The organism is Haloarcula sebkhae, from assembly GCF_014647415.1.
Taxonomy (GTDB): Archaea; Halobacteriota; Halobacteria; order Halobacteriales; family Haloarculaceae; genus Haloarcula; species Haloarcula sebkhae.
This window is the reverse complement of sequence record NZ_BMPD01000001.1, coordinates 464806-479919: the sequence shown is the minus strand read 5'-3', so window position 1 is coordinate 479919 and position 15114 is coordinate 464806. Positions and strand designations below refer to the sequence as shown.

The following is a 15114-nucleotide window of genomic DNA, read 5'->3' as shown; positions in this document are numbered from 1 at the left end:
CAGTGCGGCCCCGGCCGGCAAAAATCCACCGAGGTTCGCGCCGGTGATGCAGTGTCATATGGAGAGACCCTCGCCGTGACCAACAGTGTATTTAGTCGCGGCTTCGATGCGTGGTGTATGTTCGATACGGTGGTCATCGCCACGGACGGCTCCGGCAGCGCAGAGCGGGCCGTCGAAGCAGCGCTGGACTTGGCAGCGCGCTTCGACGCAACTGTCCACGGGCTGTACGTCGTCGACACCGGCGAGGTTGAGACGACTCCTAAAGAAGTTCGTGAGGCGCTGGAGCGCGCGCTGGCGACCACTGGCGGCCGCGCCCTCTCGTTCATTCTGGAGGCCGCTGACGCCGAGGCAGACGAGGAGCTTGTCACTGCTGTCCGAGAGGGCGACCCGGCCGACGAGATCTGTGCGTACGCAGTGGAGCACGACGCCGATGTCATCGTCAGCGGAACCCGCGGCCGCCACGGCGAACACGGCTACCTGCTGGGAAGCGTCGCAGAGGAACTTGTCCGCGAGGCTCCGATGCCGCTGCTGACGGTCCGCCAGCTCGAAGGCGAGCCAAACCCCGAACGCGAGGACGTGTAACGGAACCCGACGGCTTCTTGACGCCCCGCCCGCTTGCAGGGGCATGGACGATTGGCTCATCGACGACGACCGCCTCTCTATCGGCCGCAAATCCGTACTCCCCGGTGAGGGGTTCTTTATCCCGGATTCCTACGAGGAAGAGCAAGCCGAAGCCGAGGCCGCTGAGACACTGCAGGACGCTAGCGTCATCGTTATCGCCGACCCGGACGCAGACGGACTGGCCTGTACCGCGTTGATTCGGGAAGCCCACGGCGAAGGCGCGCTGCTGCCCGCCGGCCCGCATGAACTCACGGAGGCGCTCGAATGGACCGCCGAGTACGCCGACCCCGGCGCGACCGTCTTCATCTGTGACCTCTGTCCCGACCGCGAGTCCGACATCGCCCCGCTCGATTCACTGGTCGACACCGCCGAACGGGTCGTCTGGTTCGACCACCACCAGTGGCCCGACGACCTTGCTGCCGACGTGGACGCGGCCGGCGTCGAGCGCACTGTCGGTAACTCCGACGAAGTGTGTACCGCCGACGTAGCGCTGTCGGAACTCGACTACGACTTCGACGAGCAGTGGGCCGACCTCGCCGCCGTCACCCGCGACCACGACCTCTGGATACGGGACGACCCTCGCAGCGACGACCTTGCTGACCTGTCCTACTGGAGCGAACCCGAGGAGTACATCGAGGCGGTCCGCGACCACGGCCCCGACCTCTCGCCGGAGTTCCACGAGTACCTCGAGGAGAAGCGCGTCGAGAAGGAGGCGCTCATCGAGAAGGCTGTCGACCGGGCCGAACTCCGCGACGTGGGCGAGTGGACGGTTGGCGTCACCTACGGCCGCTGTTCGCAGAACGAGGTCGCCGAAGCGCTCCGCGAGCAGGGCGCGGACGCCGCTGTCATCGTCAAGCCCGCCGGCTCCGCCTCGATTCGCGGGACGGACAGCTTCGAGCGCGCCCACGAGGTCGCCCAGCAGGTCAACGGCGGCGGCCATCCGAAAGCGGCGGGCTGCAAGCCCGACATCTACGACGACATGATGGACTACGCCCACCACTGGACGACGCAGGGGGCTGTTGCGAAACAGGCCATTGTCGATGCCTTCCGGCGGCTGCCCGAGGAAGAAGAGGAAGGCGTCGATACCGACCGATAGACCGACCCGCAAGCGACGCTGACGGTGTATTGTCGCTCGACGCAACGTTGATTTATTTATCTGCCGTCACTCCCGGGTGATGACCGAATCCCTCCATACTCGAATCTGGCGCGAGACAGCCATCCGACAGCGACTCGGAAGCACCGTCGCTGTCGGCGCGACGCTGCTGGTCCTCGACGGCTCACTACGGTACGCCGCAGCCGTGGCGGCGATGGCCTTCTGTGTCTGGCTCGCCGCCGACGCCGCTCAGGTCGCTGTCGGCGACTACGCCGACCACGTAGTGTTTGGCTTCCTTGTGTTCGGCTTCGCGGCGTACACGGTCGCGGCCGCCGGCCCGACATGGGTCGTCATCTCGGGGACGCTCCTCGGCTGCTGGTTCCTCCTCGACGGCGTCCAGCACCTCCGCCACAGTGTCACTCGCGACGAAGTCGGGATCTCGTATGCGCACGATGGGAGTCCCGTCACGGGCCTGCCGAAGGCACTGCTCATCCGACTGGCTGAACCGTTCCTGCTGTAAGCTACTCCCCGACGACCCACTTGTCGCTGTATCGTTCCCCACAGGCACACACCGCGTAGGCGTGGACCACGTCGCCCTCAGCGTAGAGGCCGCCCACGTCCTCGTTCTGTTCCTCGGCGAAGGCGAAGACGAAGCTGGTGGTGTGGTCGCTCTCCGGTTCCTCCTCCGCGACCGGACAGACCGCACCCGTCAGGTCGTCGTGAATGTCGCCTTCGGTGCCCATCGCCTGCTGGGCCAGTCCCATCGGGTCGATGCCCGTCGCCGACTGGAACGCACTCCGGCCGTCGTCGCCCGGCAGGACGAGGATGTGCCCGTCCTCGACTTCGTCGGCGTACTCGGCCAGTGCGCCCGGGTTCGAGACGGCGTCCTCGTGGAGGAAGAACAGCACGTCTTCAGGCCGCTCACCCGCCAGAAACTCCGTGTGTTTGGTCATGCAGAGAGGGAGTCACTCGCTGGGCAAAAGTGCCGCGTTCCTCCCACAGGTCACTGTCCCGTCATAGCCTCACTTTTAGGCACGCTCACGGCATACAGACGTACATGACCGACTTCGCCGAGTACGTCACGGACATCGTCCACGAACCGACCCAGACCGACAGCCCGGGGTTCGACCTCACCGTCGCTGCGGTGTACGAGATCGTCGAGCCGGGGCGCATCGATTTCGGCGGCGGCGAACTCGACGCGGCTGAAGTGGTGCCCCACGCGAGCGAAAAGCGAGACCCGGACGACGACTACGAGTGGTGGACGCTGCGGGACGGTCAGTACCTCATCGAGTACAATGAGTCGCTGACCGGCGAGGCGACGGTGACACTCCAGCCGCGGACGGAACTGCTCGAACGCGGCGCGTCCCACCCGACGCTGGACGTCGATGCGCTTCCGCGCGTGCCGCTATCGGTCGGCGGCGCGGGGCTGAAGCTCAAGGAAAACGCCAGAGTTAGTACGATTGTCGCGGCCGAGGAGTAAGCCGACGAGCACTACCGCTCTGTCAGGCGTTCACATCTTCGAGGTGGCGGCTGGCGACGACCTTGCCAGTCGGCGTGAGCGTCGGCCCGTCGGAGCCGTCCTGTACGAGGCCGTCGGCTGAGAGGTCCTGGAGAATCATCGACACCTGCGAGGAGTCCTTGCCGAGAATACTCGCAAGCGGCATCCCGTCCATGTCGCCGGTCGAGTACATGGCGACCAGCACCTCCTTCTTGTCCTTCGTGAGTTCGACGTCTTTGAGCTCCTCCATGAGTTCGGCGTACTCGCGGCGGAGATAGCGCCCGAGGATGGACATCTTTCGGTTCGAGGCCATCGCAGCCAGCGTCGTCATGGCCGTTCCGTCTTTCATGTGCCGGACCGTCAGCACCGGCCGGCCTTTGCCGTTAATTTCCCGCGTGTTCCGGTCGAAGTCCGACACTGTCTTGAGATCGATGTTGAACGACCCGTCGTTGCGCCGGAACTCGACGTTACCGGGCGTGAGAAACAGCTTCGCCGTTTTGAACGATTCGTCGGTGACGCGACCACCGACGCGGGCGCGCTCTTTGACCGTCGTTTCGGTGCCGTTGATAACCGCCTTGAACAGTACCGTGCCGAACTTCTCGATCTTCTCGTCGCCGGCTTCGATGGCCGCGACGAGTCGCTTCCCATTGCGCTCGAAGGCAATCGTCACCGTCGAGTCGAAAAAATCGCCTAGGTCGGGTGGGACCTGCCCGATGGCGATGTCGAAAATCGAATCCAGCGGGATCGTCAGCTTGTCGTCCTCGCTCGCGGCCAGTACCAGCCGCTTTTGCGAGAGGACGATCCGACCTCTGATAGGGTCGCCCCGACCGGCCACTTCGGAGTTGAATTTGCCGACGAAATCCGCGATCACTGATTCCGACATTCGTCCGTTACCCGATGTACATCAGCACTGATATTGAGCGTTTCGCGCGAGTATCAGCAGCAAAAATCGGAGTTATTCGGCAAAATAGTGCCGACCGGCGTCAATTATCGAGATTTCGAGCGATATCAGACAGCGAGGAGTCCGGTCCGCCGGTCGCTGTATAGACGACGCGCTTGCCCGGCGTTCGGAGGCCGTACTCGGTCCCGTCGGTGACCACGTCGAGGTGCGCCGAGCCGTCGAGCGAGACATCACTATCGGCGACCCACTCCGCGAGGCGGTTCGTCCCGTCCCGTTCGCGGGCCAGGCGGCGGTTGTCGGCGACGTGTGAGATCACCGGCTCGCCGTCGAGATTCGTCTCGACGACGGCGTGGTACCGGTCGCCGTCCAGCGCAAGGCGGACGGTGTCGCCGTCGTCGAAACCCAACTCATCCGGGAGCACGACTCGCGGTCGGTCGGTTCGGCCGACCGGCTCGACGGGAACGCGATGCGTCTCGACGGTTTCGTGGTCACTGGGAACGCGATCCGGCACGTGACTTACTCGTCGTCGTCGCCGAGGAGGTCGGCCACGTCGTCGCTGCCGCGGGCCGTGATCTTCGCGTTGATCTGGCGCGTGTCGTCGCTGACCTCGCGGCCGCGGACGGTGATGCGCTTGCGCTCGCCGTCGGTGGTCGGCTTGAAGCCGACGCCGCCGTCGGACATGATCTCCTTCGTCGCGACGCCGCGAACGTCGGGTCGCATCGGTCGGCCAGAGGTGTCCGAGCCGCCGGTCAGTTCGAGCGTGTAGCCGTCGAGGCCGACAGCGCCGCCGTCGACCTCGTCGCCGAGTTCGCGGCCGATGAAGCGGTTTGCGTCCTGTCCGTCAACGTCGATCTGGTAGGTGTGGCCGTCCTCCGGGTCGGAGACGGCAACCGTGAATTCTGCCATACCTGTTCTCAATCAACCGCGCTTCAAAAACGCGTCGAACCGTCCGTCCCGGTCACTGGTCGGCCATCGCGTCGCTCGCGATCGAGCGGCCGCGGGCCTCGAGCTGGACCTCCCGGCGTGTCCGGACCGGTTCGAGGATATCGGCCTCCATCAACCGATCGTACACGTCTTCGACTTCCTCGATCTCCATATCGACGAAATCCGGAATCTTGAACGGCGAGATGCCGGAGTACAGCGCCATCAGTACTTGCGTCTCCTTATCGGTGAGGTCTACGTCGTCGGCGATATTGCGCTGCTCGCCCTGCCGGACGAGCCCCTCGATGAGCGAGACGTGACGCGGCGTCCCCGAAATGTGGGTCTCGACGCTGGTCCCTTCGATAGTGTGTTCGACCTCCAACAGCGGTCGCTCGTCGCCGCGGATCGTCTTCTCCTTGGACTCGACGGTCCCAACGTCGTCGATATCCAGTTCGACGAACGTGCCGCTGGCGATGGCGAGATTGATGCAGTCGCCGTCGAGCTTGAGCCGGCCCTTCTCCCAGCCGCCGTCCTGCACAACGCCGCCCTTGACTGCAGGATGATTGATGAGGACAACAGTCTGGTCAAGCAGCGTGCTGTAGAGTTTTTCCTGAAACTCATCGGCTTTCTTCGCCGAGATGAGCGTCACGTTCCGGCCGGCCTGCACCTTGATGTAGCTGTCCACCTGTGCGAGGGGTTGGTTCATCTGGCTGGCGGTGACGCTGCTGACCTTCGACAGCGGGATTGTCCGCTTGCCGTCGTTGGTCGCGAGGACGAGGCGCTTGTTCGAGAGGAGAATCCGGCCGGGTAGCCACTCGATGTCGTTGCGCTTGCGCCCATCCGAGACAACCTGGACGAACTTCCCCTTCGTATCGACCAGTGCGTGTTCTCCATCGCTCATCGGTTAGCCAGCTATCGCTCTCGTGTACGCCCCGCCGCGTCTTAATCCACTCGGCTGACTCATCCGCGGCCACCGAGCTTCGAGATGGCCGAGAAGGCCTTCTTCCGGACCACGTCGTGTTCGGTCTCGTCGATGAGCTTGTCCAGCGTCTTCCGAGAGCGCTCGCCGCCGACCTTCCCGAGGGTGAAGATGGCCTGGCCCCGGACTTCGGGGTCGACGCCGTCGTCCTGTACGATCTTGAGCAGCCGCCGTTCCACCATGTTGTCATCGTCGCCGAGTTCGGCGAGGCTGGTGGCGGCGAACTGCCGGAGCATCTGATCGTCCTCGCCGAGCGCGTCGACCAGCGATTCGATGACGCGGTCACGCTCTTCCTGGCTGGTGACCCGGCCGAGCATCCAAGCGGTGTTGCGCCGCTGGGCGGCCTGCGTACTCTCTTCGAGAATCTCGACCAGCGGCACGACGACGCTCCGGTCGTCCGTGTTCGAGAGCTTCTCGACGACGGTGTCACGGATCTCGTGGCTCTGGTCGGTCGGGACGTTTGACAGGAGTTCGATGAGCGAGTAGACGGCCGTCCGGCGGACGGCGGCGGAGTCGTCCGAGAGGGCTTCGATGAGATAGTCGACCGGCCGGTCGTTGCCGAAATTCCCAAACGCCCCGACGGCGATGCGCCGAACTCGCTCGTCGTCGTCCTCGTACAGCGGGAGCAGCGCCTGGAGCGCCTGTCGGTTCCCGATGTTGCCCAGCGCGTCGGCGGCCTCACGCCTGACGCCGGCTTTCGGGTCCGACAGGACTGACTCCAGCGGCGTTGTCGCCCGCGAGTCGCCGATCTTCCCGGCAGACCGGGCCGCCCGCGCCCGCACTCGTGGGTCAGGGTCCTCGAAGCGCTCCGCGAGCTTCGGGACCGCGTCAGCCTGGTCCAGGTTTCCGAGACCGTTCGCCGCTGCCATCCGGAGTTCCGGCACGTCAGCGTCGAGCACCTGCATGTACGCCTTCGCCTTCACCCAGTCGGCCGCGTCGTCTTCGAGGTCGACGCCGGCCATACTCCCGATGAGTTGCGTGATCGCGTCGTCGCCGAGTTCGTCGAGCGAGTCGATAGCCGCGCCGGTGATGGCATCGCTGTCGCTCTGGGCTGCGTCCACGAGCGCGTTGACCACGTCGCGCCGGTCGTCGTGGTCGTCGAAGTTCCCCAGTAGCTCCGCGGCACGGGTCTTGACCCGTTCGTTGTCGCTCTCTCTGAGGAGGCGGATGAGTTCCTGTGCCTTGCCGTCCCGTTCCAGTTCGTAGAGACTCATTGGTCGCTACACACGCCGGTAGATGCGGTGTCGTTTGTCGACCGCTTCGAAGGAATCCCGACACTCCCCGGGTAGCGTCTCGGTCATGCCGATCATGAGATACCCGCCCTCGCGGAGCGACCCGCGGATCGTCTCGAAGATGGGGACCTTGAACTCCGAGTCGATGTAGATGAGGAGGTTCCGGCAGAACACCAGATCGAAATCACGCTTGGGGTCGCCCCGGATGAGGTCGTGTTGCTCGAACGTGACCATCTCTTTGACCTGATCCCGCACCTGAAACGTGTCGCCGTCCTGCTGGATGTATTTCGTGTAATCGCCCAGTGGCTCCAGTTCGTCGGCGATGTCGGTCGTCTGAGAGGTCGCGTAGGTCCCGTCACGGGCCTCTTCGAGGATGTCGGCGTTGATGTCTGTCGCCGTGATCTCGACCCGGCGGGCGTCGATCTCGGGGTCGTCGAGTGCCAGCATCGCCGCCGAATACGGCTCGCGGCCGTCGGCACTCGGGGCCGACCAGAGCCTGACGCGACGGTTGTTCTCCGTGAGTTCGCGGAGGACCGGCCGCAGTCGCTCCCACGCCTCAGGGTTCCGGAAGAAACCGGTGACGTTGATCGACAGCGAATCGAGCAGTTCCTCGCGCTCGCCGTCGTCGCGTTCCAGCAGTCGCTGGTAGGACTGGTAGTCCTCGGTGTCGGTTCGGCGCATCCGCGCGGTGATGCGGCGGTCGAGGTACGAGTCGTTGTAAAAGCCCGACTCGAAGTCCATCTCATCGCCGATGAACTCCACGAGATCTTCGAAGGTGCGCTCGCTACCTTTGTTCATAGCGTCACCACGTCGAGGATGTGGACGATGTTCCCGTCGCCCAGTACAGCCGTACCCGAGAGACCGGGTGTTCCCGAGAGGATACCCTCCAGGGGCTTGACGACGACTTCTTCCTGGCTGTTGACCGAGTCACAGTGGAGCGCGACCTGGCGCTCGGACTCGCGGATGCGGACGAGCATTCCGTCGCCGTTGGCCGTCTCGCCCTCGATGTCGAAGGTGTCGTCGAGGTGGATGACCGGATAGATCTCGTCGTTGTGTTTTATGACCTCCTGGCCGTTGACCTGTTTTGCTTCCTCCGTTCCGGTAATCTCGTCCACGTTCTTTATTGGGACGCCGTACTCCTCGTCGCCGACCTTGACGAACAGCACCTTGACGATAGCCATCGTCACCGGCAGGCGCAGTGACACGGTCGTTCCCTCACCCGGCTCGGAGTCGACGCTGACCGACCCGTCGAGCTGGGAGACCGTGTCGTGGACGACGTCCATGCCGACGCCACGTCCGCTGGTGTCGGTCACTTCGTCGGCCGTCGAGAAGCCGGGGTGGAACACGAGGTCGTACACCGCGGAGTCGTCCATCGCGTCCAGTTCCTCAGGCGAGCGGACGCCTTTCTCGATGGCCTTCTCCCTGATGCCTTCCACGTCGAGTCCGGCCCCGTCGTCTTCGACTTCGATGATGACGTGGTCGCGCTCGCGGGAGGCCCGGAGCGTGATGTGGCCGGTACGTGGCTTGCCCGCCTGTTCGCGCTCCTCGGGCGGTTCGATACCGTGGTCGACTGAGTTCCGCAGGATGTGCATCAGCGGGTCCGAGATCTCGGTGAGGATAGTTCGATCGAGTTCGATGTCCTCGCCCTCGATCTCGAACTCGATGTCCTTGTCGAGTTCGCGTGCGAGGTCCCGGACGAGCCGCGGGAACTTCCCGACGACCTTCTTCAGCGGGATGAGCCGCATATCCATCACTGTGTTCTGGAGGTTCGCCGTGATCTTGTCCAGTTCGTTCAGCGTCTCGCCGGTGGAGTCGAGGTCGTCTTTCTCGACACCGCGCCGGAGCTTGATTCGGCTGGTGACCAGTTGCTCGACGAGCCCGTGAAGATCGTCGAGCTGGTCTACGTCGACGCGGACGGACTTGATTTCGTCGACGCTGTGTTCCTCTTCGGCGTCCGGGTCGGAGTCCGCGCTCGAATTCGAACCTGTGTCGCTCTCGTCGACAGCATCAGAACCGGTGTCTGCCCCGCTCGCCAGTTCGTCGGTCACGTCGGTCACGTCGAAGCTGTCGACCTTCCCGGTCGTCCCGAGTTCGGCGTCGACAGTCGCCGCGTCGGGGCCGTCGAGATACAGGACGAACGTGTCCTCAAACTCGCCGTCCTCGATATCGGCACGGCTCGGACTCGAATCGAGAATGTCGAACCGCCCCTCGATGGACTCGACGGCCAGCATCGAGTCGACGCCGAGCATATCCGACTCCCCGACGCTGATTTCGGCCTGCAGGACCTGCTCGTCGACAGCGTCGCCGTCGATATCGGCATCACTGACGTCTGCATCCGTGGTGAGCGACTCGTCGCTGTCCGACGAGTCGCCGTCGTCTGCCGTTTCGGTGTCGCCCGCGGCGGCGGCCCCCTCTTCGAGGACGGCTCGGAGTTCTTCGACCATCTCGTCGGTCTCCGTTCCCGATTCGCCGTGTTCTTCGATCTCCCCGACGATGACCTCGATCTGGTCGACGCCAGCGAAGACGAGGTCCATCAGGTCCGGCGTGACCTCCATCTCGCCCTGGCGCATCTCGTCGAGCAGGTCCTCCATCGCGTGCGCGAGATTTGCTGCGTTGTCAAAGCCCATCGCGCCGAAGTTGCCCTTCAGCGTGTGGGCTGTCCGGAAGATCGAATCCATCGCCTCCGTGTTGGAGGGGTCGGATTCGAGTTCGAGCAGCGAGTTGTTGAGTTCGGTAATCGCTTCTTCACTTTCACGGATGAATGCGTCTAAATACTGGTCGTCCATTGTCAGGTCACCTCAGTGGTAATCGTGTCGATAATGCCGTCCGCGATGTCGTCGATAGGCAAGACAGTGTCCACACAGCCCGTCTCGACGGCACGCTTTGGCATGCCGTACACCGCGGACGTGGCCTCGTCCTGTGCGATGGTCTTGCCACCGGCCTGCTTGATCCGCCGAATCCCGTCTGCGCCATCCTCGCCCATCCCGGTGAGGATGAGGCCGACGAGCGGGTCGTCGATCGTCTCCGCGGCCGTTCGCATCGTCACGTCGACGGCCGGACGGACACTGTTGACCGGTTCGTCTTGGGTCAGCTTCGTCCGCAGTCGGCCGTTCCGGTAGTTTTTGACCTCCATGTGTCGGTCACCGGCAGCGACGAGGCCTTCACCGCCGCCGATGCGGGCCCCGTCTGTCGCCTCCCGGACCTCGTAATCGCTTCGTGTGTTGATCCGCTCGGCGAACCGGCCGGTGAACCCCTCCGGCATATGCTGGATGATGAGCACCCGGAGGTCGGCCTCGATTGGGAGGTTCTCCATTACCTGTTCCACCATCTTCGGGCCGCCGGTCGAAGAGCCGATAACGAGCGTCGGGTTCGCAACGTAGGCCGTCTGGCCTGACGAACCCCCGGTTTCTTTCCGGTCAGTAGCTGAACCGCCGGCTGTTGGTGCTGCCGCTCCATTGTCGCTACTTGTCCCGCCACGGCTGCGCGTCGCGCCAACGTCGACCGCCGCGACGGAGCTGACCATCTCGACCAGCTGGTCTTTCAAGCGTGACATCTCCATCGACACCTCACCACCGGGTTTGGTGAAGAAGTCGACCGCACCCTTATCGAGCGCTTCGAACGTCACGTCGGCGTTTTCGTCGGTGTGGGCCGACAGCATCAACACCGGCGTCGGAGACTCGGCCATGATGCGCTCGGTTGCTTCAATGCCGTTCATTACCGGCATCTCGACGTCCATCGTCACGACGTCCGGTTTGTGTTCGATAACGGCTGACACTGCCTCCTCGCCGTCACGCGCCTGCGCAACGACAGTAATACCGCCATCACTGAGGATATCAGAGATGACACTCCGCATGAAGTGAGAGTCGTCTGCGACCACGGCGCGGACACCATCTGCCATATCACCAACGCTCCCGTCGGACAGGAGACATCGGCGAACGAGACATCCTCATACCTACTTCCAAATCCCGTCCGGCCCCGAAATAAATACTCCGCCCACGTAATCAAAGTTGATAGCCCAGCAGGCACCTTTATGCGCCACTATCCGCGACAGTTTGGATAAGAACCGCAATGGCAGCACAGTCAGCCACCACCGGTCAGGTACTCGAGTTCCAGCTCGGCTCGGAAACGTACTGCGTGAGTATCGACTACGTGACTGAGATCGTCGACATCGGCGAGCTCACGTCCGTCCCGAACGCCCCGCCGCACGTCCGTGGTGTTATGGACCTTCGCGGGCGCACGACGTCGATCGTCGACCCCAAGGTCGTCTTTGGCATCGAAGACGAGGGCGCGGAGAAGCGCATCATCGTCTTCGACCCGGAGATCGTCGAGGAACAGGGCGCGGCCGGCTGGCTCGTCGACGAAGTGTATCAGGTAGTCCAGATCACTCCGGAGCAGGTCGACCGGTCCCCCGCGAACGATGCTGGTTCGATTCGCGGCGTAATCAAGCGAGATGACAGTTTTGTTATCTGGGTGGACCCCGCCATCGTCCACGCTGGTGACTGATTCCGGTTTGTTTAGCGACACACCAGCAAGACTTTTTAACATTCCCGACAGAGAAGTATCTAATCAACTTCCAGTTCCTTCCGAAACTATGATTGAGCAAACCAAAACGGGGATCGAGGGCCTCGACGACATTCTGAACGGCGGCATTGTGAAGAACTCGACGACACTGGTCAGCGGCAACCCCGGTGCCGGGAAATCGATCCTCTGTCTCCAGTATATCTACAACGGCGTAGAAAAATACGACGAGAAGGGTATCTACCTCTCCTTTGAGGAAGACGAGTCGGACCTCCGGGAGGCCGCCGAATCCCTCGGCTTCGACAACTGGCAGGACCACGTCGACGACGGGAACATCAAGGTGTACGACAAGCAGGTGCTCCTGCGCGAGAACGACTTCACCTCCTCTCTGGATATCCTCCTCGAAGAACTCGAAGACGGCGACTACGACCGGCTCGTGCTGGACTCACTCGCCATGTTCGAACTGTTCTTCGAAAACGAGAAGGAGAAACGGACGTATCTCCTGAAGTTCACCGACATCCTCAGCGACAGCGGTCTCACGACGCTGATGACAAACGAACAGGGAGCCGTCTTCCCGGACACCGAGATTGGACTGGAGAACTACCTGACCGACGGCAACATCTACCTTATCCAGACGCCGACTGATACCGGTGTGAACAGATACGTCTGGGTCGCCAAGATGCGAAAGCAGAACATCGAGACGGATATCTATCCGATGGAGATCGACCGCGGCGGTATCGATGTCCACCAAAACGCTAGCGCCTTCTCGATGATGAGCGAGGAAGAATCACCAATTTAGCGAGACAATAGAGCCATTATTACTCGGTAGAACAACGGATACAGCGGCACAGAACGCTGTTTTCGCACGAGCGCTCTGTAGTGCGTGTTTGTCTCTTTTCAGTCGATATCACAGGCGATAGCTTTATTATCGACTGAATTTATGATTTGATAACGATGGATTCAGGGGAGATTCTTCAGACGCTTGGCAATAAATACAGTGCCGAAATCCTTGACGCGACGGACGAACCAGTCTCCGCACAGGAGCTCAGCGACGAACTCGGAATCCCCATCGCGACGTGTTACCGACGCATCGACGAACTGACTGAACATGACCTGCTGGAACTCCACGACAATATCCTCTCTGACGACCGCCGACGTATCAAGGTGTACCGGCGCAATGTGGACGAAGTACGGGTTGACTTCGACGACGAACTGACGGTCCACATCGAAGAGCGGTCGGAAGTGACCAACAAACTCGACGAGGCGTGGCGGACCCTATCGGAGCGGTAGAGCGCCTCATCTTAGCGTTATCACGAAAGATATTTTCGAGCGTGGATTTAATAGCGGGTTCGCTGTAGCCCTGTACAGTGCTGATGATAGAACTTCTCTATGCCATATCGACACTGGTGTTCGTCGTCGCTGGACTGACAATGGTGGGGATGGCCATGCGGGCATACATCCAGACATCCCGACAGGCGATGCTTCACCTCTCGGTGGGATTCTCGCTCGCCATTGCGGGCGCGGCCGCGACGATGATTAGCGCGTTCATCAACGACTTCGAGGGTGTGCGGTCGTTGTTGCTAGTCAACAGTGGGTTGACGACTTTCGGCTACCTGTTCGTGATGTACAGTCTCGTCACGTACGAGTGAATGTGTTTCTCGACCACATCAACCGACCGCCCTGCCTGTGAGCCGATGTCTCTGTACTTGGCATCTCTCTGCCGACTCTGGTTTCAGCGTCTATTTTCGATAGATCGCACCACCAACCAACTTGCACGCGACACGATATCTCTCGGCTACCACCGAATCAGCTATTTCGATCGCTGATTCCGACCTATAGAAGTAATTAAATCTGATTCTTAGAGGGGACGTAGCTCAGTTGTCTTCTTCAGGCCGAACTATCGGCGCTCTTCTGTCAAAACGCTGCCTCAGCCATTCAAGCTGCTATTATCAAGTAGTATAATTTGGGGGGAGGTATTATTACTAACGAAAAGAACGGTTGCATAGGGTCAGACAGACCCGGATCAACAATGCTAACGGAACTAACGAACGACGACGACCGCGGGCAGGTCGGTATCGGCACCCTAATCGTGTTCATCGCGATGGTGCTGGTGGCGGCGATCGCTGCGGGCGTCCTGATCAACACGGCTGGCTTCCTCCAGAGCAGCGCCGAGGAAACCGGCCAACAGAGCAGTGACCAAGTGACGAACCGACTTGAAGTGGTGAACGCAGTCGGTAGCGTAACCAGTGGGAGCGTAGATGAGGTCAATATAACTGTGAAAAAGGCACCCGGTGCTGGAAATATCGACCTGAGTACTTCGATTCTCCAGTTCGTACACTCAAGTGGTTCCAGTGACTTGACATACGCAGAGACTGACAGTGGCAGTGGTCAGGATTTCACTGTTACTAGCGTCCAGGATCAGGGTGGAAATTCCATTGCGGACCCGAACCCGGTTCTAAACGACCCTGCTGACCGAGCGAAAATAATCCTCGATACAGCCGCCATCGTCGGCGGCGATGGATTAGCTGAAGGTGATACGGCTACTATCCAAATGAACACCCAGTCCGGCGGTACGACCCAGGTTCGACTGGTCGTTCCGGAGACCCTGTCTGGTAACTCCGCAGTCAGCCTCTAAGATTTCGGATCTTTCTGCTTCGATGCGTTTCTTTTCTTGCACTCCCTGACCAGCGACGGAGTTATACGATAGCCTCACACACTAGTACTCATGGCCCGGCGGTCAGACGAACCGAATCCGGAAGAGGGCAAGGTACTCTCGCCCGAAGAGCTCGACATCGCCGACGACGAGCACGTCACTGAAATCGACGAGGGACGATACGTCGTTTCGTCGGACGTCCGCACTGACGACTCCTACGGGAACCAAGTCTCATCGGATTCGGCGTCTGAATCTCCGCCGTCTCCTACACCGGACCCGGAGCCGTCGGCCCCCGAATTCTCCGATGCGAACGTCCACGAGTGGCTGGCCGAACAGATGGCCGACTCGAACGCCAGATACGGCTTCGACGTGACTGCGAAGTTCGACGGCGACGTCGACCAGCAGCAGCTCGCCTCCAACGACATCGTCACGGTTTTCGAGAGCTTCATGCTCTGGTACGGTCGCCAGATGGACGGGTCGACACCGGTCGAAGAAGTGCTGGGCATTCTGCTGTCGGAATCGAACGTGCCGGTTCGCTACCCGCCGCCGGTCATCAAACAGCTCGTCCGGTCGACGCAACTGACACCGGACGATTCTATTGCTGATCTCTTGGAAGCCGTCGAGGCTGCCGACGGTGCCGAACTCTGAGACGGGCTGCTGTCGGTCATTTCAACGGTCACCTGCAATGGAGCAGCTAT

Annotated in this window: 19 protein-coding genes; 10 read left to right on the top strand and 9 right to left on the bottom strand. The window is 61.7% G+C overall.

Going from position 1 to position 15114, the window contains the following annotated elements; all coding sequences use genetic code 11:
* Positions 1 to 117 precede the first annotated feature (117 nt).
* From IEY38_RS02490 to IEY38_RS02480, 3 genes are all read left to right on the top strand, one after another.
* Complete coding sequence (locus IEY38_RS02490) at positions 118 to 582, top strand: universal stress protein (protein ID WP_188975056.1); 465 nt, start codon at positions 118 to 120, stop codon at positions 580 to 582.
* 43 nt (positions 583 to 625) lie between these two features.
* Positions 626 to 1717: a DHH family phosphoesterase gene (locus tag IEY38_RS02485; protein ID WP_188975054.1), complete on the top strand. Its 1092-nt coding sequence runs from the start codon at positions 626 to 628 to the stop codon at positions 1715 to 1717.
* Between the two features lie 79 nt (positions 1718 to 1796).
* Complete coding sequence (locus tag IEY38_RS02480; protein WP_188975052.1) at positions 1797 to 2234, top strand: hypothetical protein; 438 nt, start codon at positions 1797 to 1799, stop codon at positions 2232 to 2234.
* Between the two features lies 1 nt (position 2235).
* Here IEY38_RS02480 and IEY38_RS02475 read toward each other — a convergent pair whose 3' ends face one another.
* Complete coding sequence (locus IEY38_RS02475; protein WP_188975050.1) at positions 2236 to 2667, bottom strand: DUF5807 family protein; 432 nt, start codon at positions 2665 to 2667, stop codon at positions 2236 to 2238.
* Between the two features lie 104 nt (positions 2668 to 2771).
* On the opposite strand from IEY38_RS02475, the gene IEY38_RS02470 reads away from it, so the two are divergent.
* Positions 2772 to 3194, top strand: coding sequence for a dCTP deaminase/dUTPase family protein (locus tag IEY38_RS02470; protein ID WP_188975048.1), 423 nt, complete (start codon positions 2772 to 2774; stop codon positions 3192 to 3194).
* A 22-nt stretch (positions 3195 to 3216) separates the two neighbouring features.
* Here the strand turns inward: IEY38_RS02470 and IEY38_RS02465 are convergent, their stop codons facing one another.
* From IEY38_RS02465 to IEY38_RS02430, 8 genes are all read right to left on the bottom strand, one after another.
* Complete coding sequence (locus IEY38_RS02465; protein WP_188975046.1) at positions 3217 to 4095, bottom strand: CheF family chemotaxis protein; 879 nt, start codon at positions 4093 to 4095, stop codon at positions 3217 to 3219.
* A gap of 100 nt (positions 4096 to 4195) precedes the next feature.
* Positions 4196 to 4624 (bottom strand): DUF7112 family protein, encoded by a 429-nt coding sequence (locus IEY38_RS02460; protein ID WP_188975044.1) that lies wholly within the window; start codon positions 4622 to 4624, stop codon positions 4196 to 4198.
* 5 nt (positions 4625 to 4629) lie between these two features.
* Positions 4630 to 5019: a 30S ribosomal protein S6e gene (locus IEY38_RS02455; protein ID WP_005537360.1), complete on the bottom strand. Its 390-nt coding sequence runs from the start codon at positions 5017 to 5019 to the stop codon at positions 4630 to 4632.
* A 52-nt stretch (positions 5020 to 5071) separates the two neighbouring features.
* A complete protein-coding gene (locus tag IEY38_RS02450) occupies positions 5072 to 5935 on the bottom strand; it encodes a CheF family chemotaxis protein (RefSeq protein WP_188975043.1) in 864 nt (287 codons plus the stop codon).
* Between the two features lie 59 nt (positions 5936 to 5994).
* Positions 5995 to 7227 carry a HEAT repeat domain-containing protein gene (locus IEY38_RS02445; RefSeq protein ID WP_188975041.1) on the bottom strand — a complete coding sequence of 411 codons (1233 nt, stop codon included), beginning with the start codon at positions 7225 to 7227 and terminating at the stop codon, positions 5995 to 5997.
* A gap of 6 nt (positions 7228 to 7233) precedes the next feature.
* On the bottom strand, positions 7234 to 8043 hold the full coding sequence (locus tag IEY38_RS02440) for a CheR family methyltransferase (RefSeq protein WP_188975039.1): 810 nt from the start codon (positions 8041 to 8043) through the stop codon (positions 7234 to 7236).
* Positions 8040 to 10031 carry a chemotaxis protein CheA gene (gene cheA / locus IEY38_RS02435; protein WP_188975037.1) on the bottom strand — a complete coding sequence of 664 codons (1992 nt, stop codon included), beginning with the start codon at positions 10029 to 10031 and terminating at the stop codon, positions 8040 to 8042. The genes IEY38_RS02440 and cheA overlap by 4 nt, the downstream gene beginning before the upstream one ends.
* A gap of 2 nt (positions 10032 to 10033) precedes the next feature.
* On the bottom strand, positions 10034 to 11143 hold the full coding sequence (locus tag IEY38_RS02430) for a protein-glutamate methylesterase/protein-glutamine glutaminase (RefSeq protein WP_188975035.1): 1110 nt from the start codon (positions 11141 to 11143) through the stop codon (positions 10034 to 10036).
* A 170-nt stretch (positions 11144 to 11313) separates the two neighbouring features.
* Here IEY38_RS02430 and IEY38_RS02425 point away from each other — a divergent pair, with 170 nt between their 5' ends.
* The 6 genes from IEY38_RS02425 to IEY38_RS02400 all read left to right on the top strand — a co-directional run bounded on the left by IEY38_RS02425 (position 11314) and on the right by IEY38_RS02400 (position 15064).
* A complete protein-coding gene (locus tag IEY38_RS02425; RefSeq protein ID WP_188975033.1) occupies positions 11314 to 11748 on the top strand; it encodes a chemotaxis protein CheW in 435 nt (144 codons plus the stop codon).
* An 88-nt stretch (positions 11749 to 11836) separates the two neighbouring features.
* The gene (locus IEY38_RS02420; RefSeq protein ID WP_188975031.1) at positions 11837 to 12562 is read left to right on the top strand and encodes an RAD55 family ATPase; all 726 of its coding nucleotides are present in this window, start codon (positions 11837 to 11839) and stop codon (positions 12560 to 12562) included.
* A 155-nt stretch (positions 12563 to 12717) separates the two neighbouring features.
* Positions 12718 to 13053 carry an ArsR/SmtB family transcription factor gene (locus tag IEY38_RS02415; protein WP_004515272.1) on the top strand — a complete coding sequence of 112 codons (336 nt, stop codon included), beginning with the start codon at positions 12718 to 12720 and terminating at the stop codon, positions 13051 to 13053.
* Between the two features lie 83 nt (positions 13054 to 13136).
* Positions 13137 to 13412, top strand: a complete 276-nt coding sequence (locus IEY38_RS02410) for a DUF7521 family protein (protein ID WP_004590763.1) — start codon at positions 13137 to 13139, stop codon at positions 13410 to 13412.
* 380 nt (positions 13413 to 13792) lie between these two features.
* The gene (locus IEY38_RS02405; RefSeq protein ID WP_188975029.1) at positions 13793 to 14398 is read left to right on the top strand and encodes an archaellin/type IV pilin N-terminal domain-containing protein; all 606 of its coding nucleotides are present in this window, start codon (positions 13793 to 13795) and stop codon (positions 14396 to 14398) included.
* Positions 14399 to 14488: 90 nt separating this feature from the next.
* Positions 14489 to 15064, top strand: a complete 576-nt coding sequence (locus IEY38_RS02400; protein ID WP_188975027.1) for a DUF7500 family protein — start codon at positions 14489 to 14491, stop codon at positions 15062 to 15064.
* The last annotated feature ends 50 nt before the right edge of the window (positions 15065 to 15114 follow it).

Excerpts from the sequence above, each read along its gene's own strand:
- IEY38_RS02490 (WP_188975056.1), top strand. The coding sequence starts at position 118 with ATGTTCGATACGGTGGTCATCGCCACGGACGGCTCCGGCAGCGCAGAG.
- IEY38_RS02485 (WP_188975054.1), top strand. The coding sequence starts at position 626 with ATGGACGATTGGCTCATCGACGACGACCGCCTCTCTATCGGCCGCAAA.
- IEY38_RS02480 (WP_188975052.1), top strand. The coding sequence starts at position 1,797 with ATGACCGAATCCCTCCATACTCGAATCTGGCGCGAGACAGCCATCCGA.
- IEY38_RS02475 (WP_188975050.1), bottom strand. The coding sequence starts at position 2,667 with ATGACCAAACACACGGAGTTTCTGGCGGGTGAGCGGCCTGAAGACGTG.
- IEY38_RS02470 (WP_188975048.1), top strand. The coding sequence starts at position 2,772 with ATGACCGACTTCGCCGAGTACGTCACGGACATCGTCCACGAACCGACC.
- IEY38_RS02465 (WP_188975046.1), bottom strand. The coding sequence starts at position 4,095 with ATGTCGGAATCAGTGATCGCGGATTTCGTCGGCAAATTCAACTCCGAA.
- IEY38_RS02455 (WP_005537360.1), bottom strand. The coding sequence starts at position 5,019 with ATGGCAGAATTCACGGTTGCCGTCTCCGACCCGGAGGACGGCCACACC.
- IEY38_RS02450 (WP_188975043.1), bottom strand. The coding sequence starts at position 5,935 with ATGAGCGATGGAGAACACGCACTGGTCGATACGAAGGGGAAGTTCGTC.
- IEY38_RS02445 (WP_188975041.1), bottom strand. The coding sequence starts at position 7,227 with ATGAGTCTCTACGAACTGGAACGGGACGGCAAGGCACAGGAACTCATC.
- IEY38_RS02440 (WP_188975039.1), bottom strand. The coding sequence starts at position 8,043 with ATGAACAAAGGTAGCGAGCGCACCTTCGAAGATCTCGTGGAGTTCATC.
- cheA (WP_188975037.1), bottom strand. The coding sequence starts at position 10,031 with ATGGACGACCAGTATTTAGACGCATTCATCCGTGAAAGTGAAGAAGCG.
- IEY38_RS02430 (WP_188975035.1), bottom strand. The coding sequence starts at position 11,143 with ATGGCAGATGGTGTCCGCGCCGTGGTCGCAGACGACTCTCACTTCATG.
- IEY38_RS02425 (WP_188975033.1), top strand. The coding sequence starts at position 11,314 with ATGGCAGCACAGTCAGCCACCACCGGTCAGGTACTCGAGTTCCAGCTC.
- IEY38_RS02420 (WP_188975031.1), top strand. The coding sequence starts at position 11,837 with ATGATTGAGCAAACCAAAACGGGGATCGAGGGCCTCGACGACATTCTG.
- IEY38_RS02415 (WP_004515272.1), top strand. The coding sequence starts at position 12,718 with ATGGATTCAGGGGAGATTCTTCAGACGCTTGGCAATAAATACAGTGCC.
- IEY38_RS02410 (WP_004590763.1), top strand. The coding sequence starts at position 13,137 with ATGATAGAACTTCTCTATGCCATATCGACACTGGTGTTCGTCGTCGCT.
- IEY38_RS02405 (WP_188975029.1), top strand. The coding sequence starts at position 13,793 with ATGCTAACGGAACTAACGAACGACGACGACCGCGGGCAGGTCGGTATC.
- IEY38_RS02400 (WP_188975027.1), top strand. The coding sequence starts at position 14,489 with ATGGCCCGGCGGTCAGACGAACCGAATCCGGAAGAGGGCAAGGTACTC.